The sequence below is a fragment of the Microcoleus sp. EPA2 genome, from assembly GCA_020882975.1.
Classification (GTDB): domain Bacteria; phylum Cyanobacteriota; class Cyanobacteriia; order Cyanobacteriales; family Microcoleaceae; genus Microcoleus.
Map to the genome: position 1 here is coordinate 51,614 of JAHRFD010000016.1, position 25,023 is coordinate 76,636.

The 25,023-nt window shown below is 43.4% G+C and carries 8 protein-coding genes; all 8 read right to left on the reverse strand.

The window, feature by feature from the left end; genetic code table 11:
* Window positions 1–49: 49 nt before the first annotated feature.
* The 8 genes from AAFP14_RS15720 to AAFP14_RS15755 all read right to left on the reverse strand — a co-directional run bounded on the left by AAFP14_RS15720 (window position 50) and on the right by AAFP14_RS15755 (window position 24,775).
* The gene (locus AAFP14_RS15720) at window positions 50–1,516 is read right to left on the reverse strand and encodes a sensor histidine kinase (RefSeq protein ID WP_341733188.1); all 1,467 of its coding nucleotides are present in this window, start codon (window positions 1,514–1,516) and stop codon (window positions 50–52) included.
* A gap of 31 nt (window positions 1,517–1,547) precedes the next feature.
* A complete protein-coding gene (locus AAFP14_RS15725; RefSeq protein WP_341733189.1) occupies window positions 1,548–4,355 on the reverse strand; it encodes an ATP-binding protein in 2,808 nt (935 codons plus the stop codon).
* 85 nt (window positions 4,356–4,440) lie between these two features.
* Window positions 4,441–8,589 (reverse strand): PAS domain S-box protein, encoded by a 4,149-nt coding sequence (locus AAFP14_RS15730; protein WP_341733190.1) that lies wholly within the window; start codon window positions 8,587–8,589, stop codon window positions 4,441–4,443.
* 258 nt (window positions 8,590–8,847) lie between these two features.
* Complete coding sequence (locus AAFP14_RS15735; RefSeq protein ID WP_341733191.1) at window positions 8,848–14,106, reverse strand: PAS domain-containing sensor histidine kinase; 5,259 nt, start codon at window positions 14,104–14,106, stop codon at window positions 8,848–8,850.
* A 682-nt stretch (window positions 14,107–14,788) separates the two neighbouring features.
* Window positions 14,789–20,194 (reverse strand): trifunctional serine/threonine-protein kinase/ATP-binding protein/sensor histidine kinase, encoded by a 5,406-nt coding sequence (locus AAFP14_RS15740; RefSeq protein WP_341733192.1) that lies wholly within the window; start codon window positions 20,192–20,194, stop codon window positions 14,789–14,791.
* A gap of 68 nt (window positions 20,195–20,262) precedes the next feature.
* A complete protein-coding gene (locus tag AAFP14_RS15745; RefSeq protein ID WP_341733193.1) occupies window positions 20,263–21,549 on the reverse strand; it encodes a sensor histidine kinase in 1,287 nt (428 codons plus the stop codon).
* Complete coding sequence (locus AAFP14_RS15750) at window positions 21,546–23,777, reverse strand: hybrid sensor histidine kinase/response regulator (RefSeq protein ID WP_341733194.1); 2,232 nt, start codon at window positions 23,775–23,777, stop codon at window positions 21,546–21,548. The genes AAFP14_RS15745 and AAFP14_RS15750 overlap by 4 nt, the downstream gene beginning before the upstream one ends.
* Window positions 23,765–24,775 carry an ABC transporter substrate-binding protein gene (locus tag AAFP14_RS15755; protein WP_341733195.1) on the reverse strand — a complete coding sequence of 337 codons (1,011 nt, stop codon included), beginning with the start codon at window positions 24,773–24,775 and terminating at the stop codon, window positions 23,765–23,767. The genes AAFP14_RS15750 and AAFP14_RS15755 overlap by 13 nt, the downstream gene beginning before the upstream one ends.
* Between the last annotated feature and the right edge of the window lie 248 nt (window positions 24,776–25,023).

Here is a 25,023-nt window from a genome sequence, read left to right on the forward strand (position 1 = left end):
AAGGGTAATTGGTAATTGGTAATCGGTAATCGGTAATCAGTAATTGCCGCTAGGAGGAACTATCGGGTTGGAGATTCATACTTAAATAAACCGTAAATGTTGTTTTTCCAGGGACAGAAGTTACTTCGATTTCACCTAGATGTTTTTTCACAATTTTGCGGACAATATCTAATCCCAATCCACTTCCTTCACCCGGAGGTTTAGTGGTAAAGAAAGGTTCAAAAATTCGGTCTTTAATTTCTTCGGGAATTCCTTTTCCACTATCGGTAATACTGATTTTGGCAAAGCCTCTTTCTTGCGTAACATCAATGGTTAGCATTCCTTTGTTATCCATTGCTTGAATAGCATTATGAATCAGATTTGTCCATACTTGATTGAGTTCATCGGGATAGCAGTAAATCAGTGGAATTTCTGCGTAGTTTTGCACCACTTCAACTCCGTGTTTTATAGAATTTTGATACAGGGTCAAAATAGTATCAATTCCTACTATCAAATTAGTTTTAAATAACTCATTTTTTTGATCGGAATGAGCATAGCTTTTCAAGGCAAATACAACCTTACTAGCACGTTCTACTGCGGTTTCTATCGTATTTGTACCTCGCTGCAATCCTGAAAGATTGTAAGCAAATTCCAGCATTCTCGTGCTATCTGGATGAGTCAGAATCGGTAAAAATGACTCGATGTCTTCAGATATTTTCATATCGGATAGTGTATCAGCTATGGTATCTGCATCAGGGACTCCCATTTCTTCTAGTTCGCGAGTTACAGCTCGCTTGATTTTGCGACTGTCTTTAGCAGAAAATAGCTGCTTATTGTTAATAGAACATAATGCTATCTTAAGAATCAATTGAATTTCTTTAGCAGAAAGTGTATCTACAAAGCGAGGCAAATCTTCAAATATTTCTTCCAAATATTTAGAGATATTACTGACGGAAGATCGAATAGCACCTAAAGGGGTATTGACTTCGTGAGCAATCCCTGCTATTAATTGCCCGAGTGCTGCCATTTTCTCGGATTGAATGAGTTCTTCTTGGGTTGCTTGTAGTCGATTTAAGGTATTAGCTAACTCCTGATTGGTTTGAGCCAGTTCTGTGTTTTTTAATTGCAAGTTATTTTGGAGTCGTTGCAATGCTAAATGGGTTTCGACGCGAGCTAAAACCTCTTCTACCTGAAAGGGTTTGGTTACATAGTCTACACCGCCGACACCAAAGGCTTTAACTTTATCAAGCACATCATTAAGCGCACTGATAAAAATGACTGGAATATGTCGCGTTTTGGGATCGGATTTGAGCTTGGTACAGACTTCATAGCCATCCATTTCTGGCATATTAATGTCTAGCAAAATCAAATCTACAGGAATAATTTGAGTTGCAGATAGAGCTTGAACTCCATCTTTTGCTGGTCTAACCTTATAGCCATGTTTTGTTAAAATACCCACGAGTAGTTGTAAATTTGCTAGAGTATCATCTACCACTAAAATATTAGCAATATCGGAAGTAAAAGCCACGTCATTCATATTAATTGTACAAGAGAAATTCAAAATTTAATTAGTTGACTGCTTCGATATAGGATGCAATTTTGCCATATTCAAATTCATTAGCTAATACTAAAAACGCATTTCCTATCGACGCATTTATAGCTTTGACTTCCTGAATGAGATGGTCTACTTCACCAATATCCAAACTTTTTGCCGCACTAGCTAAATTGGCCCGTAAATCGGGTGGCAAGGTAGCTAGGGCTTCCGGTTCAAGCACGTCTTTGATGTCAGTTTTCGATAGAGTTTGAGCTGCTTTATCGATCGACTCTTCATAAATATAGCGCACGCCGATATGTTTGTTCATTACTGCAAAAATTTCTTGCTCCCGAAAAGGCTTTCGCATAAAATCATCGCAGCCAGCCGATACAACGACAGCTCTTTCTTCTTCCAGAACGCTAGCTGTTAGAGCAATAATAGCAGTAGCCTGTCCCTTCGTCGTAGATTTAATTTTTTGTGTAGCCGCGTAACCATCCATCACGGGCATTCGCATATCCATCCAGATGAGATGTGGGTCCCACTCATGCCAAATATCCACGGCTTCTTGACCATTAGTAGCTTCTTTCAATTCAAACCCTAATGGATTGAGTAATTGAACTAATAACTGACGGTTGAGAGGTTTATCATCGACGATGAGAATGCGGTAGCGAGGTTGGTTCGGTTCGAGTGCAATGACGCGACGTTTGTTTTGTTCTGCTTCATCCTCAGCGGCATCAACAACCTGAGTTGTAATATCGAACTTGAAAATTGTGCCAACTCCTACTTGGCTGCTGACAGTGATATCACCACCCATAAGTTGCACAAACTGGCGGCTAATTGCTAAACCTAACCCAGTCCCTTCTTGAGCATTTTTTCCCGATGCAGTTTGCATAAATGCTTGAAAAAGTTTATCTAATTCTTCCGGTGCAATTCCCATACCTGTGTCTTCTACTTCAAAATAAATTTGTTGGTTATTTCCCACTCTTTCTAGACTAATTTTATTTGGTTTGCCTGAATTTAGCAATCCACTATCCGTAAAAATTCTCACACAAACTCCACCTTCTTTTGTAAATTTAATGGCATTATTGAGCAAATTAATCAAAATTTGACGGAGTTTAACTTGGTCGGTGCGAAGGTAACGGGGAACATCAGCACCGCGCTCGAATAGCAACTGCAATCCAGCATCATCAGCTTTGAGGCGAAACATATCTTCTACATCGTCGATTAATCGATAGATATCGAATTGTTTTTCATTGATTGTTGTGCGACCAGCTTCAATTTTAGACAGGTCTAATACTTGGTTAATTAATGTTAGTAAATGTTCGCCACTGCGAGTAATAATCCCCACACTCTCGAAATGTTCGGATGGGAGCGATCGACTTCTGAGCATGATTTGAGCAAAGCCTAAAATTGCGTTGAGGGGAGAGCGCAATTCGTGGCTCATATTGGCCAGAAATGTGCTTTTTGCTTGATTCGCCACTTCTGCTTTTTCTTTCGCAAGTTCTAACTGTTGGTTGGAGGCGGCTAATTCTGCGGTGCGCTCTTCCACTTTTTGCTCTAAAGTTTCAAAGGATTCTTGCAACTGATGTGCCATGCTATTAAAGGATTTAGCAAGTTGTCCAACTTCGTCTCTCCGGTTAATTACTCCCGATTGATTCCAGTTACCTTTGGCAATATCCTTGGCGGTTTCGTTCAATTGCAAAATGGGTTTTGTCACCCACTGAGCGGTCAAAACACCAATTAGTATAGATAGAATCAATGCTGCTATACATAGCAAAATTGTAGTGCGGTTATTGGCAGAAATTTCTGCCATAAAATCGGATTCTGGAATTACCACGACTATGGACCAATCTAAGCCTTTATCGTCTCTGAAAGGTAAGACTTGTAGAAAATGTCGCTGGTTTTCGAGGTTGAATTCTAGTTGCTGCGCGGTCTGTTTTTGGGCGATCGCATTCTTGGTCAAAAATAGGGCAGTGGCTTTGGTGAGGGGATTGCTACTGTCAATTGCTTTGATTCTTTCTGCTCCAAAATCTTTATTAGCCACCGTGCGAATGGGTTTTTCTCCGGTGGAAGTTGCAACCAGCATCCCATCATGTTCGATAATAAAGCTTTGTCCAGTTTTACCAATTTTCAAGCTTTGTAAAAATTTGCCAATTTGGGACAGATTAATATTTGTTAGTAGGACTCCTTGCAGTTGACCAGATTCATTTTTATAAGGCATGGCTGCCCCTAAATAAGACGTAATACCTTTGGTATGGGGATAGATTTGACTCCAGGTTGGTTTTTCGGCCGCCACTGCTGCTTTGTACCAAGGACGAGTGCGAGGATCGAAGTTAGGTTTGTTACTTAGTTTTTTGGTCCGATCGCCTTTTTGATTCATAGCGTAGGTACGAAAATCAAAGTTACTATCAATAGTCGAAACTCTGACAGTTAGGGAACCATCATCGGCTCGCTCTGCCCCTAAATTTTCCTGATTTTCCAATCCAATCCCAGCAAAGGTTAAACTGTCAAAAATTTGAATTTGTCGCCAAAAATGACGTTCTAAACCGACTAAATCTTGTAACTTTAGTTGTCCTAAATCTAAAGCAACTGCATTACTTTGATTTACTTGATGGGGAATTGTGAGATAAGATTTCAGGTTTAAATCAATGCGGTTGGTAATTTCTCCTCTGAGTTGATTTGCCACATTGTTCACAGCTTGTTGTCCATTCTTAAAGGAAAGATATCCGACAATTCCCACGGCAAAAAATGTTTGGAAGACAAAAGGAACAATCAGAACAGTGCGTAACGGTAACTTGCCAGAGAGTTCGCCGAAGCTAGAGGATATAGTTTTAGTCAACATAAATCGCCTCCGTATTATTCTAGGTTTTAGTTTTTAGGAAATTGGAACATTCTGTATGAACAACCCCGATTTTATAGACTCACATTTACCGCATTTTTAACTTGCCAATTGGTAAGGATATCACAAATTCAGTTCCCTCTCCTGGTAGAGAAATACACCGCAAATTACCCCGATGATTTTCCGTCACAATTTGATAGCTAGTTGCTAAGCCCATCCCCGTACCTTTTCCGACAGGTTTCGTCGTAAAAAATGGATTAAATATTTTTTCTTGAACTTGGGGAGTCATCCCACAACCATTATCTTGAATAGAGATGAGTGCCATATTTTCAGAAGAGATCGAAGTCGCGATCGCAATTTGACCCGCATAATCTAACTGTGCCGCAGGTTCCAGGCTATCTTGCCGTTGTTCGATCGCATCAATAGCATTTACCAACAAATTCATAAATACCTGATTTAATAAACTACCATAACATTCAATCTTTGGTAATTTACCGTAATTCTTGGTGAGATGAATCTTCGGTTTTCCCGCCCTACCGTTCAATCGATTTTGTAAAATTACTAAGGTACTTTCGATATTTTCGCGAAGATCGATGGGTTTTAGATCTGCTTGATCCAAGCGCGAAAAAGTCCGCAAAGACTTCACAATATCGCTGATGCGCGCGGCTCCAGTTTTCATGGATTCCAGCAGCTTAGAAAAATCGCTGATGAGATACTCAAGCTCGATCTCTTCGATCCAATCAGAAATGACCTGGGGCGGACTGGGATAATGCTCTTGGTAAAGGCGAACTAGGTCAATTAAGTCGCTAGCATAATCAGTGGCGGGTTGAATATTGCCATAGATAAAGTTCACCGGGTTATTAATTTCATGAGCAATACCGGCTACTAATTGACCCAAACTTGACATTTTTTCGGCTTGAATTAACTGGGTTTGGGTATTTTGTAACTTTTTGAGGGTTTTTTCTAATTCCTCGGATTGCACCCGCAGTTGAATTTCTGACCGGCGCACTGCTTCCACTTGTATCCGATCCATTTCTGCGCCCGCACGAGTGGCAAAGATTTTCAAGATAGCAGACTGCATTTCGAGATTGTTGAGCATCGGCTTAGTGTCAAAAACCGCCAGCACTCCCAAAAAATTGCCAGCGGAATCTGTAATGGGCAAACCAGCATAACTTTCGGCTTGGAGAGTGACTAAATTATCATCTTTAGGGAACAAGGATTGCACGGCATTTGGGTAGCGACACACCTCTGCTATACTGTCAATTATTTTACAGGGTGTTCCGTGGAGATTGTAAGTAAAATTCTCGCCAAAGTCGTCTCCTGCCCAAAATGCGAGAGTTGTGGCGATGGATTTTTCGGAATCAATAAATTCAGCAATTAAAGCATAACGGACTTCTAAGACTTGCGCGAGATATTGAACGCAAGTTTTGAAGAATTCTTGGCCTGTTTTCGCCGCCGTACCTTCGACTATTAAGCGGAGAGCTTGTTCTTGACGTTTGCGATCGCTAATATCAGTGACAGTACCAACATATCCTTCGATTTCACCGGCGTTGTCAATCACAGGTAAAGCTTGACCGATGACCCAAGCGACACTACCATCGGGCCGCAGAAAGCGGTACTCTGATTGAAATTGTTGTTTAATTAAGGCGCTGTCATACCATTCCTGCAAAACGCGCTCTCGGTCTTGAGGATGGAGAGTCCGAGCCCAATCTGGGCCTAGAGCTTCTTGGTGAGTTAATCCCGTAGTTTGCGACCAAGTTTGATTCACATAAAGGCAGTCACCTTTGGCATCAGTTAAGAACACGCCGATTGGTGATGCTTCTGCTAGGGTTTCATAGCGTTTTTGGCTTTGTTGGAGTTGAATTTCGGCTTTTTTTGCTCCGCTAATATCAAAGTTAACCCCGATCATCTTCTGCGGATTGCCTTTGTGATTGTACCGAACTAAACCAAAGGCTTTAATGAAATGGATACTACCATCGGGATGAACCACACGAAATTCTGTATTGTATTCAGCTTGTCCTAAAACAGTTTGATTGATTAATGTTTCGATCGCCTCTCGGTCATCAGGATGTAGCCCCGTGGCCCAAATCTCGTAAGCTAATCGGGAATCGGAGTTCTTAGTGACGCCATAGAGCTCGTACATCCGATCGTCCCAAACGAGGGTATTGTCGATGATGTCCCATTCCCAACAGCCAATGCGCCCAGACTGGAGTGAAAATGACAAACGCTCAGAGATTTCCTTCAGTTGAGTTTCGGCAAGTTTGCGATCGGTAATATCCATTGCCGTGCCAAATAAACCCACAATGTTGCCATTTTGGCGATCGATTTCAATGCGACCATTAATATAGCGGATAGCACCATCTAATCGAGAGATTCGCAGGTCAAAATTTTGGGGAATTCCTTCCTCGCTGGCAGCCTTAACATAACTTACAAATAATTCTCCATCTTCCCCATAATATTGTTTGATATGGTCTTCCAACTTGGGTTCTCCCTGTTCGGGATTCATACCAAAAATCCTAAATAATTCTGCTGACCAAGTAATTTTTTGTGTAGTTAAGTCAAAGGACCAATTCCCAATCTGGGCAACTCGTTGTGCTTCTTCCAGTTGTCGCGTAAGTTCCTGTCGGGAGATATCTGCTTGTTTTCGATGATGGATATAACGCGCTATGCCCAAACAAGAAACCACTTGCCCTTGGTTATTTGTCAGGGCTGATAAATTGGAAGAATACCAGTAATAATTCCCATCTCCATGCAAAAATCGGTATTCGATTCCCCGCAGTTTCTCACCTTGCAAACAGCGATGCAGGGCATTTACACAAATTGGTAAATCTGCTGGATAAACCCACTGACCAAAAGGCTGAGCTAACAATTCTGTGATGTCATATCCCATAACTTCTTGAAAGTTGGGACTCAGATAGCTGAAAGTGCTGTCGGGATTGATGACATAAACCAAATCGTTGAGATTTTCAATGATGCTGCGAAATTTTTCTTCACTGGTTCGGAGTGCTAGTTCTGTGGCTTTAGTCTCTGTGATATCCCGCATAATTGCGGAAAAGTGTTCTACTGTTCCCTCTTTCGATTTATGAGCTAGGACGACCAAAGAAACCGGGATTTCACCTCCTGTCGGATCTAGTAAAGCCGTCTCGCCCCGCCAGGCGCCACAACGGGCGGCTTCTGGTAAGGCTTGATTGAATACGATCTCCTTAGCCCACTCTGGATGAGCATTAGAGATTTCGACGGAGGCTATAACCTCCTCATCATGATTCAAAAATTTTCGCCAAGCTTGATTGAGGTAAATGGCTTTACCTGTGACATCAGCAGTGGCGATCAAATCTGAGGTGGTTTCTAAAATGGCAAGCAGACGTTGAGTATCAGCTTGGGCACTTTTGATGTCCGTGATATCTCGAATATAGCCATACCAAATAATACTGCCATCGGCTTCGGGCTGGGGTGTAGAATTACCCACCAGCCACAGCACTCGCCCATCGGGTAAGCAAGTTCGATATTCGCAATACCAAGGTGTGAGATGGGCGGCGGAATCGAGAATGGATTGATGGACGCGATCGATGTCATCCGCGTGGAGCGCGGTAAATACTAAAGAGCCATCCTCCCGCACTTGTTGTGGGGAAACTCCGTGAATCTCTCGCAACTTTTCGCTAGCGTAGGGGAAATGGAAACTACCATCAGGGCGCAGCCGAAACTGATAAATAACGCCGGGGATGTGGCGGGCTATTTGCTCTAGGTGATGATAGTCTGCGGGGATAGCTGTATCTGGTTCCATACCAGCTAAGCGGAGTTGGGCTTGGGCGAGTTGGCGGGTAAGTGCTTCGACTTGTGCTTCTGCTCGTTTGCAAGCTGTGATGTCTCGCATTACCAACAGATGTCTCTGGGGCAGAAAGTTTGCCGTCACCGCATATTCTACGGTGCGGATTTGTCCATCAGCGCGCACTAGGCACAATTCCCCTCGTGCTGTTTCTGGTTGTGGAAATTGTTGCCATAGCTGTGTAAAATCAGATCCCGGCTCAGTAAAATCACGAAGAGAGTGTCCTAGGAGTTCATCTCTATCTAGGGCAAATAATTTACAGGTGGCGGGGTTGACATCGAGATATCTACCTTCGTCGTCGGCGATCGCGATCGCATCTAAGGCACTTTCCCACACAGCCCGCAATGGTCTGTCTCTGGTCGATAGCAAAGGGCGATCGTTTGGGGCCATGTCATCGTTTAAAGATGGGCACATAAATTGTAACAACTTTGAAATATTCCCCAGCCGTCGATGGGAGGGGATGCTATATTAATGGGGCTTTAAACTCTATTAATATAGCTAAAATCTAGTTGTCTGCTAGGAAATTGACAGGACGCGGCTTAGTCCTGGATTTACCGGGTTAAATGTATCTGCGATTTACCTTTTTGATAAAATAAGCGGAACTTTGTACAGTTCCTGAAAATTTTAACATATCTCGCAGACCTGGAAATGTCCGCTTTTCCACACGTAAATTTATGTGGGATTTAACTCACAAATCGGTAACTCGATCGCCAACTCAGTCCCCTCTCCTGGTGTAGAAATACACCGCAAATTACCACGATGATTTTCCGTGACAATTTGATAGCTAGTTGCTAACCCCATCCCCGTACCTTTTCCGATCGGTTTAGTTGTGAAAAATGGATTAAATATTTTTTCTTGAACTTCGGGATTTATCCCGCAGCCATTATCCTGAACAGAGATGCGAACCCAATTTTCCGAAGCCATGGAAGTGGCAATGGTAATGCAACCAAGGTAATCTAATTTGGCGCTAGCTTCGAGATTTTCTTGCCGTTGTTCGATGGCATCAATAGCATTGCTCAACAAATTCATAAACACCTGATTTAATAAACCGCCATAACATTCAATTAAAGGTAATGCGCCATAATTTTTGGTAATATGAATTTCCGGTTTTCCCGCCCTACCATTCAAGCGATTTTGCAAAATCATTAAGGTAGTATCCATATTTTCATGGATATCTATTTCTTTTAAATCTGCTTCGTCCAAGCGCGAAAAAGTCCGCAGAGACTTGACAATATCTCTAATTCTTGTGGCTCCTGTTTTCATAGATTCCAAGAGCTTATAAAAATCTGTTGCCAGATACTCAAAGTCGATATCTTCGAGAAGATCCGAAATTGCCTGGGGTGGACTCGGATACTGCTCTTGGTAAAGGCGAACTAGCTCAATTAAGTCGCTGGCATAATCAGCGGCAGGTTGCAGATTACCATAAATGAAACTGACGGGATTATTAATTTCATGAGCAATTCCGGCGACTAATTGCCCCAAACTTGACATTTTTTCGGCTTGAATTAACTGAGTTTGGGTTTGTTGCAACTTGTGGAGGGTGGTGGCTAATTCTTCTGATTGCAGCCGCAGTTGCATGGACGAGCGACGCAAGGCTGCTTCCGCCTGCATCCGTTCCATTTCCGCACCGGCACGGGTGGCAAAAATCTTCAAGATAGCTGACTGCATTTCGAGATCTTGTACCATCGGTTTAGTGTCTAAAACTGCCAATATCCCCAAACAATTGCCAGCGGCATCTACAATCGGCAAACCAGCATAACTTTCGGCTTGGAGAGTGACTAAATCATCATCTTTGGGGAACAAGCACTGGACCAGATTTGGGTATCGACACACCTCAGCGATGCGATGGACATTGTGACAGGGTGTCCCACATAGATTGTAAGTAAAATTCTGGCCAAAGTCGTCTCCTGCCCAAAATGCGAGAGTTGTGGCGATGGACTTTTCGGAGTTAACAAATTCGGAAATACAAGCATAACGGACTTCTAAGGCTTGGGCGAGATATTGAACGCAACTTTTGAAGAATTCTTCCCCTATTTTCGCCGCCGTACCTTCGACTATTAAGCGGAGAGCTTGTTCTTGACGTTTGCGATCGGTGATATCTCTGGCTACCCAAACTACTCGTTCTTGAGACATGGGAGAAATCCTGGCATCAAACCAGAATAAACGATCGCCTAGGGGTAAGGAGTATTCCAAGTGGGTGACGGATTGAGTAATGATGGATTGGTGAATACCATTGAGGAAAGTATCTGCGATGTTTTGGGGTAAGACTTCGTGAAGAGTTTTGCCTAACAGTTCCTGGGAAGGTCGGTATAACAGACTTGATGAACTACCACCTATTTTGAGATAGCGTCCTTCTACATTCAGGACAATAATCACATCCTGCATGGCATTAAATAATGCGCTTAACTCTGCTTCAGATGTGGCTAACTTGATTTCAGCTTGTTTGCGATCGCTAATATCAGTGACAGTACCCACATATCCTTCGATTTCACCCCTACTATCAATCAAAGGTAAAGCTTGACCTAGCACCCAAGCGACACTACCATCGGGACGCAGAAAGCGGTACTCTGATTGAAATTTTTGTTTAACTAAGGCGCTGTCATACCATTCTTTAAAAACGCGCTCTCGGTCTTGAGGATGGAGAGTCCGATCCCAATCTGGACCGAGGGCTTTTTCCTGAGTTAATCCCGTAGTTTGGGACCAAGTTTGATTCACATAGAGACAGTCTCCTTTGGCATCAGTTAAGAACACGCCGATTGGTGATGCTTCTGCTAGGGTTTCATAGCGTTTTTGGCTTTTTTGAATTAGCATTTCGGCTTGTTTGCGATCGCTGATATCAATAATTACTGACCAGATATATTGACTCCCATCCTTACCTGTCACCAATACTCCGAGCAATTCCACGGGCAACAAAGATCCATCCTTGCGGATATACTCTTTTTGGTAAGGGCCGTAACGACCGATGGTGTTGAGCAATTCTAATTGATGGATTTCAGCAGTGGCATACTTTTGGGGGGTTAAATCCAAATAGCTTAATTGGTTCAATTCCTCAAGAGTATAGCCATAGATGGTTTCGGCGGCGCTATTGACTTCGATGAAACGACCTTGCATATCGTTGAGTGCAATTCCCAGAGGACACAAGTCGAAGAGCGATCGCAGTTTTTCTTCACTCGCTCGTAGAGCATCTTCTGCTTGTTGGCGATCGGTGATATCTTCAGAAATCCCTAATAAGTATTTCGGATTGCCAAGTTCATCGAGAATCGGAATTTTCTTTGTATGCACAATTCGAGTGCCTTGATGACTCGTTTGAATCCGTTCTTCAAGAATATCTAAAACCTGACCGCTGGCCAAGGCTGCTCGATCTTGGGAGCAGATCGAATCGGCTGCGGCTGCTGTAAACAAGTCGTAGTCATTTTTTCCTAGTAATGCTGTTCTCGGATAACCGATTAGTTCTTCGCCAGCTTTGTTTAAGCTCACATATTTAAGATCGACGGCATCTTTGACAAATACCATGTTGGGGATATTTTCAATGACTGAGCTGAGGAACTTCTGAACCCGCCAATTTTCTAACTCTGCTTGTTTGCGCTCTGTGATATCCCGTGCGGCGGCATAAATCAAATTTCCACAGGGAACAGAACGCCATTCAATATATCGATAACTACCATCTTTGGCGCGATAGCGATTAATGAACTGGGGAATTGGTTTCTGTTCGCTCAAATCAGATACTGCATCTAGAGTTGAGGCGAGATCGTCGGGATGAACCAAATCGAGAAAGAGTTGACCTTCTAGTTCTTGAGTGCTGTAGCCGAGAACTGTTTCCCAAGCGCGATTCAGGCGATGAAAATGGCCGCTGACATCGGCAATGCAGAGCAAATCGATAGCAAGGCTAAAAAACTGTTCCAGTTCTAATTCAGCGGTTTTGCGATCGCTAATATCACAATGAGTGCCAATAAACCGCAAAGGTTTACCTTCAGTATCCCACTCAACCACCTGGCCGCGGTCTAAAATCCACTTGTAAGAACCGTCTTTGCAGCGCAGGCGATGTTCGTTGCGATAGGTAGAAGTTTCGCGGTCAAAGTGTTTGGCAAAATCTGCATAGCATCGAGCTTTATCTTCTGGATGCACCAGCCGATCCCACTCTGCTAAAACATTCGTAATTTCATGTTCTGCATAGCCCAGCATCGCTTTCCACTGCCGAGAAAAGATAACTTCATTCGTTTTGAGGTTCCAATCCCAAGTGCCGTCTCCTGCTCCTTCTATGGCTAATTCCCAGCGGCTGTTGCTTGCTTCTAAAGCGATTTGTACTTGCTTTTCGGCGTGGATATTACGCGCTATTCCCAAACAGGAAACCACTGGCATATCGTGATTTGGCAAGGCGGATAAATTGGCAGAATGCCAGTAATAATTGCCATCTTTATGCAAAACTCGGTATTCGATTCCCCGCAGTTTCTCACCTTGCAAACAGCGATGCAGGGCATTTACACAAATTGGTAAATCTGCTGGATAAACCAAAGGACCAAAAGGCCGATCTAACAATTCAGTTATTTCGTATCCCGTAATATCTTTTAATTGGGGACTGAGATAGCTGAAGGTGCGATCGGGATTGATGACATAAACCAGATCGTTGAGATTTTCAATGATGCTGCGAAATTTTTCTTCACTGGCTCGGAGTGCTAGTTCTGTGGCTTTAGTCTCTGTGATATCCCGCATAATTACCGAAAAGTTTTCTACTGTTCCCTCTTTGGATTTATGAGCTAGGACGACGATAGATACAGGGATTTCACCTCCTGCCGGATCTAGTAAAAATGTCTCGCCCCGCCAAGTGCCATAACGGGCTGTTTCCGGTAAAACTTGATTGAAAATACGATCTAAAACCCACTGGGGATGAGCATTGCAGATTTCGACGGAGGCTATAGCCTCCTCATCGTGATTCAAAAATTTTCGCCAAGCTTGATTGAGGTAAATGGCTTTACCTGTGACATCAGCAGTGGCGATCAAATCTGAGGTGGTTTCTAAAATGGCAAGCAGACGTTGAGTATCAGCTTGGGCAGTTTTGATGTCCGTGATATCTCGAATATAGCCATACCAAATAATACTGCCATCGGCTTCTCGTTGGGGTGTAGAACTACCGCGCAACCACAGCACTCGCCCATCGGGTAAGCAAGTTCGATATTCGCAATACCAAGGTGTCAGATGGGTGGCGGAATCGAGAATGGATTGATGGACGCGATCGATGTCATCCGGGTGGATGGCTTTAAATACCGCAGAGGCATCTTTGCACACTTCTTTGGGGGAAACTGCATGAATCTCTCGCAATTTTTCGCTGGCGTAGGGGAAATGGAAACTACCATCAGGGCGCATCCGAAATTGATACAGCACTCCCCGGATGTGACGGGCAATTTCATCTAGGCGATGATACTCTGGGGGAAAATTTGGGCTGGCGAGATCCATGCTAGCCGATCGCACTTGGGCTCTTTTTTGGGCGAGTTGGCGGGTAAGTTCTTCGACTTGTGCTTCTGCTAGTTTGGCATCTGTGATGTCTCGCATTACTAACAGATGGCTCTGGGGCAAAAAGTTTGCCCTGAAGGCATATTCTACTGTGCGGATTTGTCCATCAGCGCGCACTAGGCTAAATTCCCCTCGTGCTGTTTCTGGTTGTGGAAATTGTTGCCATAGTTGGGTAAAATCAGCTCCCGGCTCAGTAAAATCACGAATGCAGCGTCCCAGGAGTTCATCTTTATCTAGGGCAAATAATTTACAGGCGGCGGGGTTGACATCGAGATATTTACCTTCGTCGTCGGCGATCGCGATCGCATCTAGGACGGTTTCAAACACAGCCTGCAATTGTCTGTCTCTGGTGGATCGCAAAGGGCGATCGTCTTCAGTGGTTAAGGGATTAATTTGGTGATTCTGTTCTAAGGATGGGGACATAAATTGTAAACTGGGATGTTAAAAACGTTCGCTGTTTTTGGCAAATTTTACTAATTTAACTCTCATATTCCTGCAAAAAACACTGCTCTTATCAAGTTATTGAGTAATCCTAGTTTTTGCTCTCGGATGCACCCTCGCAGTGGCTTAAATTAGGAAATTTTAGTCCATAAATTACAAAAAAGGTTAGAAGTTACCCAGCGAGTGCATCCCAGTTTGGCAAATATATTGGTAGGGGTTCTCGCATGAGCGTAGTAAATCTCTGGTTATAACTAATAAATTGTCTGCGATCGTGCCTCGCCATTACAAAATTGAAATGCACCCTACCCAGCTAAGGAGAAATATACAAGTTAAGGGGTAAATCCTATCGTTGCATTTGGATTATAACTGGTTGGGAATGATAAATGGGCTGCCAGCGTGTTCAATTGACTTTGGCATTTCCAGCTTGTTAACAGTATATGTTATCACACTTAAATGAAAAATTTTACTTAAAATATTTGATGTAGTGGTTACATTACTAATTCAGTGTAATTGCGTAATTTACCAGGCTCTGACAAGCATAATCTGTGACGATCGACCGGCATATCCAGGGAGCGATCGCGCCATCACGCAGATAGATATAGTTGATATTATATAGCAACTGCCAAGGCTGTGAAGGTGACTGCTAGATCTGCTTGAATTTCTGCTAGGGATTGACAGGAATGGTGATGGTAAACTCTGTACCCTTGTTAAGGGCGGAATGAACTGTAATTTGCCCGCGGTGTTTTTCCACGACAATTTGACGGGCGATCGCCAATCCCAATCCGGTACCTTTACCCACCGGTTTCGTAGTAAATAAATGGTCAAATATGTGGGATTGTACCTCTTCATTCATCCCCAAACCGTTATCTTTAATCCGAACTATGGCTTGTTGGCGATCGCTCGATAACTCAGTGACAATAGTAATCTGATTGGCAATTTCTGCATAATTTTTGCCTTGATTGGATTCATCAAAAGCATCGATCGCATTGGCCAACAAATTCATAAACACCTGGTTTAATTGTCCGGCATAGCACTCTACCAGTGGCAAATTACTGTAATCCTTGATGACAACAATCTCTGGGCGAGTTTCGTTAGCCTTGAGGCGGTGTTTCAGAATCATCAAGGTGCTATCAATACCATCCTGGAGATTGCAAGCTACAGGGCGATCGGTGTCAGCACGGGAAAAAGTCCGCAGACTGTTACTGATATCCCGAATCCGGTTCACCCCTTCCCGCATCGAACCAACTAATTTCGGTAAATCTTTTCGGATATAATCCAGTTCGATGTTTTCAATTTCTTCTTGAATTTCTGGATCTAATTGGGGATATTTTGCTTGCACTAAATCGATTAATCCCAACAAATCATTGATATAATCTAGGGCGGGTTGAATATTACCCCCAAGGAAGCCAATGGGGTTATTAATTTCGTGGGCAATGCCAGCAACCAAATTTCCCAAGACAGACATTTTTTCGCTTTGAACTATTTGAAGTTGGGCTTGTTTGAGGTCGGTCAATGCTTGTTTGGCGGCTTGATAAAGGCGGGCATTTTCTAAAGAAATTGCAGCTTGAGCGCAAATTAGATTCAGGACTTCAATGCGATCGCCCGTAAAGGCTCCCACCGTCAGATTATTTTCGAGATATAAAACCCCGATGGAGTACCCTTGATTCAGAATTGGGCTGCAAATGATGCTTTTGGGCTGGTATTTTTCAATATAACTATCGACAGCAAACTGAGTATCTATCCTGGCATCAACCAATACTACAGGTTGCAAGGTGTGCTTGACAGTATTCACCACACTAACTGCCAAATCTTGGCTGGCTTCAAGGGGAATTGACGGCAAAAGTTGGGGCGATTTGCCTTCTTCTACCATAGCCACTAATATTAACGAACTATCTTGTTTCAGCAGCAATACACACTTACTAGCCCCAGCATTGGCGATCGCTATTTTTAGCAGAGTAGTCAGGAGTTTGTTGAGTTCAATTTCTCCAGAAATGGCTTGAGAGGCTTTGAGTAATGTTGCCAAATCAAGGAATTCAGAAGCGCTGCTAGAGGTTTTGGAAGAAGTGATGGTTTCCCGTGCGATCGTTTCCTTGAAAGAGTTAACAGCGCGAGGTAATTGCAGAATAGGCGCGAGCAGTTGGGGATAACCTTTTTCTAAATCAGTGACTTTAGCTTTAGCTCCCCATCGAGCGTAGCAATAGTAGGCTTCTTGCATATAGCCAGCCGCCACTTTTTCCTTCCCCCACCCCAGGTAAAATTTAGCTGCTAATTCGTTTGCTAGAGCTTCTTCTTGGATATATTCGTTGTCTTTTGCTCCTTGAATTGCGAGATCGTAGCATTCTATTGCTGCCATTTTATTAGCGAGGACGCGATTGGTTTCTGCTTCCACTAAATAATATTTGTGCAGGTGATTCATGGGAGCATGAGTCGCCCAGTTTTGCAAATTTTTCTGACTTTCCGCGACTTGTTCCCAGAGTTTTTCCTGTTTATATTGTGGATAACTAGGCAACACACTCAACCGAGTGAGAGAAGCATAAAAATGGAAAGCAGGAATATTACACATTCCTTTTCCCCCACCCAAATAATCTTCTGCCCGTTGAATATACTCCACCGCTTGTTCAATTCTTTGAAACAAATAACACAGAACTAATTTATTAAAACAAAAATGCCACAATCCTGTTTTGTCATTATTTTGTTGATATTGTGCTAACAAATTTTGTTCTTTTTTCGCTTCCCCAAGCAACAAAAATGGGCAGGCAGTTTGACCCAGCAAATTTAAAACTGACTGGCGGTACAGTTCATTGTATTTAAGCTGTGTTTGCTGATTTATCTGTGCCAATACCAGGCTATAAGCTGTCATTTCTTGTTGGAGCTGAGACAACTCATAACCCATTAAATAGGCGTGGGTTCCGTAAATATATGCTGCGTAGCCCAAGTCCATTAAACTGCCACTTTCCCAACCGCTTGAATAAGCATTTTGCAGCAGTTTCAAGGTTTCTTTGATATGAACTTTCCAATGAAAAATAAAAGTGGTAGTGACAAATAGGACTCTGGCTTCAAGTTTCTTTTCTTTGAGCTTAGATAATAAATTTAATGCCAATTGACCGAATTCATAGCCCCGGTCGATATCGCCCGCAATAGCACACAGAAATAAACCATAGCTAGAATAGCCCAAGGCAGAAACAGGTGCATTTCCATAAATCATTGATAAATTCATCTGTGTCATAATTATCAATGAATTAAGATTGGGTTTAGTCAAATAAGCCGGGACAGATATTTCATTGATAATTTCCATTGCTGCTAAAATTTGAGGGTTAGTCATCTCTGGCAGATGTAGCAACTCCCCTGGTTGTTTGCTACCTAGAAAACCCTGTGTTTCTTGACTCACCCGTGCGACATCTTCTACATCGGGGGATTCCGGTAGATAGATATCAAATTGCTTTAATATTGTTAATCCCGTGTGGATGGCTTCGATGAATTTGCCCTGGGATGTGTAGGCCTTAATTTTTAACCCGTATACTTTGACTGTATCCAATGCTGTTTTTGCTTGTTGCAGTACCTCTGTTACAAGGCGTTCCATCTCATCTATATCAGTATTCAGATAGGCTGCTTCCGTTGCTTCTACATATAGCGCTAGGGTCAAGTCATACTGATTTTTCCAGCAGTTTGTTTGTAGTAGCTTAATCCCGGTTTCGAGATAAGTTTTGGCCGCAGCATAAGCCGTAGAATGTCTAGCTTTTTTTCCAGCTTGTAAGTTGAATTTGGCTAAGGCTTCGCGATCGCTCGGTTGCACAATCAACTCTTGTCCTAAATTCAAATGTCCGACAATTTCAAACAGTTTTTCTTCTCTGGCTGTCTCTGAGGAATTTTGCTGAAGCAATGTGCCAATCTGGAGATGAGTGGCTTGTTTTTGGTGGTCAGGAATTAGGGAATAGGCGGCTTGCTGAACGCGATCGTGCAGAAAGCGATAACTAGAATTAGAGGCAGAATTGAAAACTTCTTCAGTATCGGATTCAGTAAAAAACTTATAGATTTTAGTTGTGGGAATCACCAACCCCGACTGCAAGGCTTTCCATAAAGCCCTAGCCGTCATTCCGGGAGTTTTTTCACTGACGATTACTAAAGTATTCAAATCAAACTCGGCACTAATACAAGCGGCTAATTTGAGAATATCCTGAGTTTCAGCGGGCAACTTCTGTAATTGCAGCGCCATAAACTCCACTACATCATCGGTGAGTGCCAAGGCTTGGACTTTAGCAATATCGCACTGCCACCCCCCTGGGGTTCCCCCGTTGCTGAAGGGAGACTGAGGTGGGGCAAAATTAATCAGCTTATCGTCATATAACGCCTTGAGAAATTGAGTGGCAAAAAAAGGATTTCCTTGGGTTTTTCGATACACTAATTTGGTCAAGGCTTGAGCAAGCTGTGAGTCGCAATTCAAGGTATCCGCCACCAAATGATTCAGATCTTCTAGCTGCAACGGACCCAGGGTAATTGTATTAATTTTGGCTCCAGCTTTAACAAGTCGATCTAGTTTTAACATCAACGGATGCCCTGGGGAAACTTCATTATCTCGATAAGCCCCTAAGACTAATAAATATCCGCTATCTTCCATCAATAATTCTAGCAAATTCAGGGAGGCTGAATCGGCCCATTGCAAGTCATCTAAAAACATCACTAGGGGATGTTTTTTTACGGTGAAAACTTGGAGGAATTTTTTAAAGATGAGATTAAAGCGATTTTGGGCTGCATTTCCTGATAATTCTGTAACCTGTGGCTGTTTACCGATGATTTTTTGTAAGTCAGGAATTACGTCTATTAAGACTTGTCCGTTCTCTCCTACGGCGGCTAATATCTGGGTTTTCCATATTTGTAGTTGGGCATCGGATTCCGATAGCAATTGACTGATTAAATCGCGGAATGCTTGCACAAATGCACTAAAGGGAATGTTCCGCTGAAATTGGTCGTATTTGCCTTTGATAAAATAACCGCGCTGACGGACAATGGGTTTATGTACTTCATTGACTACTCCGGTTTTCCCGATTCCTGAAAATCCGGCTACAAGCATCATTTCTGTGCTACCGGCGCTGATTCTTTCAAAGGCTGTTAATAGTTCGCTAACTTCTTGTTCGCGACCGTATAGTTTTTCGGGAATGATAAATCTGTCTGTAATATCTAGCTTGGCGAGTTGAAAATCTCCGATTTTTCCTGTGGTTTGCCATTGATTTAAACATTTTTCTAAATCATACTTGATTCCCAAGGCGCTTTGATATCGATTTTCGGCATTTTTGGCGAGCAATTTATTGACAATGTTTGATAAAGTTACGGGAATTTCGGGGTTTATTTTATGAATAGATATAGGCTGTTTTGCTAGATGACAATGCACTAATTCCATCGCATCTGCTGAGGCAAATGGTAACTGTCCGGTCAATAATTGATAAAATGTCACGCCCAGGGAATAAAAATCGCTGCGATAATCTGTCCCTCGATTCATTCTGCCTGTTTGTTCAGGAGAGAGATAGGCTAATGTGCCTTCTAAGACATTGGGATTTTGGATTTCTTGGGTTTCTCTAGGTAGCAGGGAGGAAATACTAAAGTCAATGAGTTTGACTTGTTTGGTTTCGGGATTAATTAAGATATTGGCGGGTTTAATGTCTTTGTGAATGACTCGATTTTGGTAAAGATAGTCGAGGGTGTCTGTGAGTTGGATGGCTAGGTTGAAAAATTCAGTTAAATGTAAAGATTTATAAATTTCGCTGGCATCTGTTGACAGTTTGAAATAATCAGATAGGGAGACTCCGCCAAAGTCTTCTAGGACTAGGGCATAGCTGTTGCGGTATACTTCTAGGGCGAGGGGTTTGACGATGCTGGGACAGTCGAGGTTTTTGGCAATAATGTATTGGTTGCGAAATTGTAGGAGTTCGTTGAAGTTGGGGTATTCGTGGCGCAGGATTTTGATGACGGCGGGCTGTCGATCGCGATTACGGATGCTTCGATAGACTAGGGTGCGCGTACCTGCATACAGTTGCTCGATGATTTGATAACCTAAGATTGTGGCGATCGCATCCATAACTCGTGGTTCCTCTATGAGTTGAGAGTTAAATTAGAACCTTGGCTTCTATTTTATTCTATTTTATTTTATGATTTGATAGGAATGGCGATCGCAAACTCTGTACCGTGGTCAGGCACTGAATTAACAGTAAGTTTACCACCATGTTTTTCAACGATAATTTGACGGGCGATCGCTAATCCCAACCCCGTACCTTTCCCCACCCCCTTCGTAGTAAATAAATGTTCAAATATTCTTTGTTTCACTTCTTCAGTCATTCCTTTACCCCCATCCTTAATCCGAATCACTGCTTCTCGATCGCCCGATAACTCCGTAGTGATCACAATTTGCCTAGGCCGAGCTTCAATCTCCTCGTAAGTTCGCTCTTGATTGCTCTCATCGATCGCATCGATGGCATTAGCCAACAGATTCATAAACACCTGATTCAACTGCCCCGCATAGCACTCCACCAACGGCAAATCCCCATAGTTAGTGACTACAGGAATTTCGGGACGCAACTCATTAGCCTTGAGACGATGTTGAAGAATCATCAGCGTACTGTCGATGCCATCATGAATGTTATAGGGCAAAGGGCGATCGGTATCTGCACGAGAAAAAGTACGCAGACTCTGGCTGATGGCCTTAATGCGATCGCCACCCTCCTTCATCGCCTTCACCAGCTTCGGCAAATCTTGGCGCACATAGTCCAAATCAACCCTCTCTAACGCCATCAACATCTCAGGATCGGGATGGGGCAACCTCTGGCCATAGAGCTCAATGATGCCAAACAAAACCGCAAAATAATCATTTACCGCACCTACATTACCCACAATGCAGCCAATCGGATTATTGATTTCATGAGCCACCCCAGCCACCAAATTGCCTAGGGCCGACATTTTTTCGCTTTGAATAACTTGCAGATGAGAACGCTGGAGTTCATCCAGAGCCAGACTCAGTTGGCTCGTGCGCTCCTGCACCTGCTGCTCCAGAGTTTGAGTCAGATGACGCAGTTGGAGGTGGACGCGCACGCGGGCAATAGTTTCCTGCTGCTCAAAAGGCTTAGTGATGTAATCCACCGCCCCCAGAGATAACCCCTTCACCTTGCTAGTAGTATCAGAAAGGGCCGTCATAAAAATAATTGGAATATCAGCAGTCTTCGGATTAGCCTTGAGTCGCAGACAAACCTCAAAGCCATCGATTCCAGGCATCTGTACATCCAGCAAGATCAGCTCCGGCGGATTTTGTGCTACTTTGCTGAGGGCATCTTCGCCATCTATGGCAATGCGGACTTGCCAGCCCACACTGCGGAGTGCTTGGGAAATTACTGCCAGATTGGTAGGATTGTCATCCACAACCAAAATAAATCCACCACTCATGATGCCGCCTCCAGATACTCTTGAATGAATGCCATTAATTTTTTAGCTTGGAAACTTTCTGCCAGTTTAATTACAGCTTCAGCAAAAAGAGCACACTCAGGCTGAGACTGAGCCAAACTATGACACTCTTCCTCGACTTTGAAAAGGTCTCCTTCTTCTATCAATTGAGCTAAATGTTTTAGGATTTCGATCGCCGGTGGAACTATTACTGGGGGACTTTCAGAGACTGTTTGATTCCAATTAGGGTTGGCAGATTCATAAATCCATTCGAGTTTGAGCAGTGCTTGCAATTTGTCTAGCAGGATTTCCGCCTGGACTGGCTTGGCCAAAAAGCTGTTACCTCCGGCGGCGATGCTTTTGTCCTGGTCTAGCTCAAACACGCTGGCGGAAGATACAATCACAGGCAAGGTTTCGTAAGCTGGATTTTGGCGCAGATGTTTGAGCATCTCAAAGCCATTAAGAATCGGCATCGCAATATCAGTGATGACTAAATCTGGGCTGTGGACAAGTTGCGCCAAGCCTTCTTTCCCGTCACAGGCTTCGATCATTGTAAAGCCGATCGGCTCCAGCAAATTCACAATCACAGCCCGATTTTCCCATCGGTCATCCACAATTAATATCTTGCGCCTTTCCCCCTGATAGGCGATGATATTTCCGTGGATATTTTTGCGAGCAGCGATCGCCCACTCTGCCGCCTCAGTTAGCTCAACTTCAAACCAAAAGGTACTGCCAGCACCAAGCTCGCTTTTTACTTGAAGATGACTGCCCATTAATTCGACAATTTTTTGGCTAATTGATAGTCCTAATCCCGTCCCTTCTGACTGTTTTTTACTACTACCAACTTGCTCAAAAGGCAGAAAAATTTGCTGTAAATGGTCTGTCGCCATGCCCACACCCGTATCTTGAATTACGAACCGAGCCAGAAAGCAACCCGGTGTCTGAGCCGACTCAATATTCACCGTGAAAGTGACACAACCTCGATCGGTAAACTTAATAGCATTACCCAACAGATTAATCAAAACTTGACGCAACCGCTGCTCATCTGCTCGCACCCCCAGGGGCAATTCACCAGGCTTGTAAATAAAATCAATACCCTTTTGTTCTGCCCGAATCCGACAAATTTCCGCAATCCCCTCCAGAAAAGAAGGCAAATGAAAATCGCCAGGGCGAATATCCATTTTGCGAGCCTCAATTTTAGAAAGATCCAGAACATCATTAATTAGAGTCAGGAGATGAGAACCGCATTGATAAATAATCCCAACCCCCTTACTCCCTCGCTCAGTCAGAGGTTCGCTGCGGTGGAGGATTTGGGCATAGCCCAGGATGCCGTTGAGGGGAGTTCGCAATTCATGACTCATATTGGCTAGAAAATCACTCTTAGCCTGACTAGCGCTATCAGCCGCGTTTTTAGCTTGAGACAAAACAATAGCCTGCTGACGAGCTTGTTCGAGTAAATCTAAATTTTGCTTAAAAATCCGATTAAAAGTAGCAGCCAGGAAACCAATTTCATTACTAGACATAGACGGCGGGAGGGCAAAGTTCCCCGTTTCCTCACTGAGGATTACGGCTTGACGCAAGCGATCGATCGGTTGCAAAACCAAGAGGCGAATCAAAACTCCCGTGAGGGCTAGTATCGCCCCAATACCAGCCATAAAAACCAACATTGATGCCAGAAGAGTTTGCCAAATACCTCGCTCCATCTGCTCAGCATCCAGCATCACAATTGCCAATCCTCGTCTGCCACTAGCTTTAAATAACGTGCTGCTAAAAGGCAAAAAACCCACCAGCACAGCCTTGTCTTGCACTTGGAGGCGATCGCTAGTTTCCACCCCAGTGCTAGCAGCCTTCTCCATCACAACTGCCAACTCTGGATGAATTGCCCCATAGGGACGACTGGGGATAAACCCAGAACTATGAGCCATCACCGTGCCATTGGGACGGACGATCGCAATTTCCACCACCGCGGGCAAAGTAGCATAATTTTGAACCACCCGCTGCAAAGCACTCGTATTGTCAAGCTCAATTAACCCCTCAGTAGCAAACTGCAAACCTTGATTAATCGACGAAGCTCGCTGTTCCACTTGTTTTTCTAAATTAGTCCGAGTCAGTTGATAGTTGACTCCCAGTGTAGTTATCCCGACGGCGACAAGAGACACACCAAGACTACCAAGCAACTGCCTCTGGAGACTGCGCCGCTTGAGCAAGATTGTAGACTTCAAGGTTTCCATAGCTCAATGGCAGCCTTAAGCGGCCGATCGTTAATATCAATATCTTCCCGGATGATTTGACGATGGCGAGAATCGGCTTTAAGCAACTGAATAATTTGCTGTTTTGCCGAGTCCAAACGACCCTCAAACATCCGTTTATTCATGGCAATATCTCCTTTTTTGAGTCCTGAATAATCTTGCATAAAGGACTCTTTGGTTTGTCCTAATTGCCGAGCTACACTCTCAAAGACTTCGTTGGGTTTGGTTTCTACTGCATGAATTGTATCGAACCATGCTAGGATGAATTGGGTTAATTCTGCTTCATGTTGGGCTACAAAGCTGCTGCGAGTGGCTAAACCATCAATGACGAGACTATCTACATCTTTAGTAGTAAAAATAATTTTTCCTTTAATGGCTGTGGCTGTTTGACTTAATACTGGTTCCCAAACGACTGCTGCATCGATTTGACCTTCCTTGAGCTGTTGGACTGCTGCGTCATTGGAAATGTCTTTGATTTTGATGTCGCTTGGTTGCAGATTCTGGGATTTCAAAGCTTCTAACAAAATCAAATGAGTGACTGTTCCCAGCTTAGCTCCTACAGTTTTCCCCCGCAAATCCGCGATCGATTTCACCTTTGGTCCAGCGACAATGCCATCGGAACCGAAGGAAATATCTACCGCCATCAAATAAGCTGGGCGATCGTTCCCCGGATCTACCTGCATGGCCTCCCACAGCGGTACAAAGCTGGCATCTAGGGACCCGCGAAGGCTGGCGCGAATGTTATCTTGCTGGTTGTTGAATCGAACTAATTCTACGTTGAGTCCCCGCTTTTTAAAGATGCCTGCTTCTTTGGCATAGAGGGCGATCGCGTATCCAGGCCAATTATTCATCCCGACTCGCAAGGATTTAAGGGATAGGTTCTGTTTCCCGACACATCCATGTAGCAACATGGTAGATGCCAGGGTTAGGATAAATAGGCTCATGACGATTGACTGGAATTTGAGCGGGACTAATTTCATGTTTTTTTAGACCTACAACAAGTGATGAAAATCAGGAACTAAGGCGATTGCTCAAGTCTTTATTTAGTGAATTTTTAAAAAAGCTACAGCACCCAGGGCTTGTCATTCACAGAAAATATTCACTTTTAAGCAATTTTTGAAAAAACTTGTGGCAGTTAAGTTACCATCGGGATTGATTTGAGATTTTTATTTTGCTCTTCCACCGTCTTATGATATCATGAGCAGAGCTATCAATACTCTTAGCAATC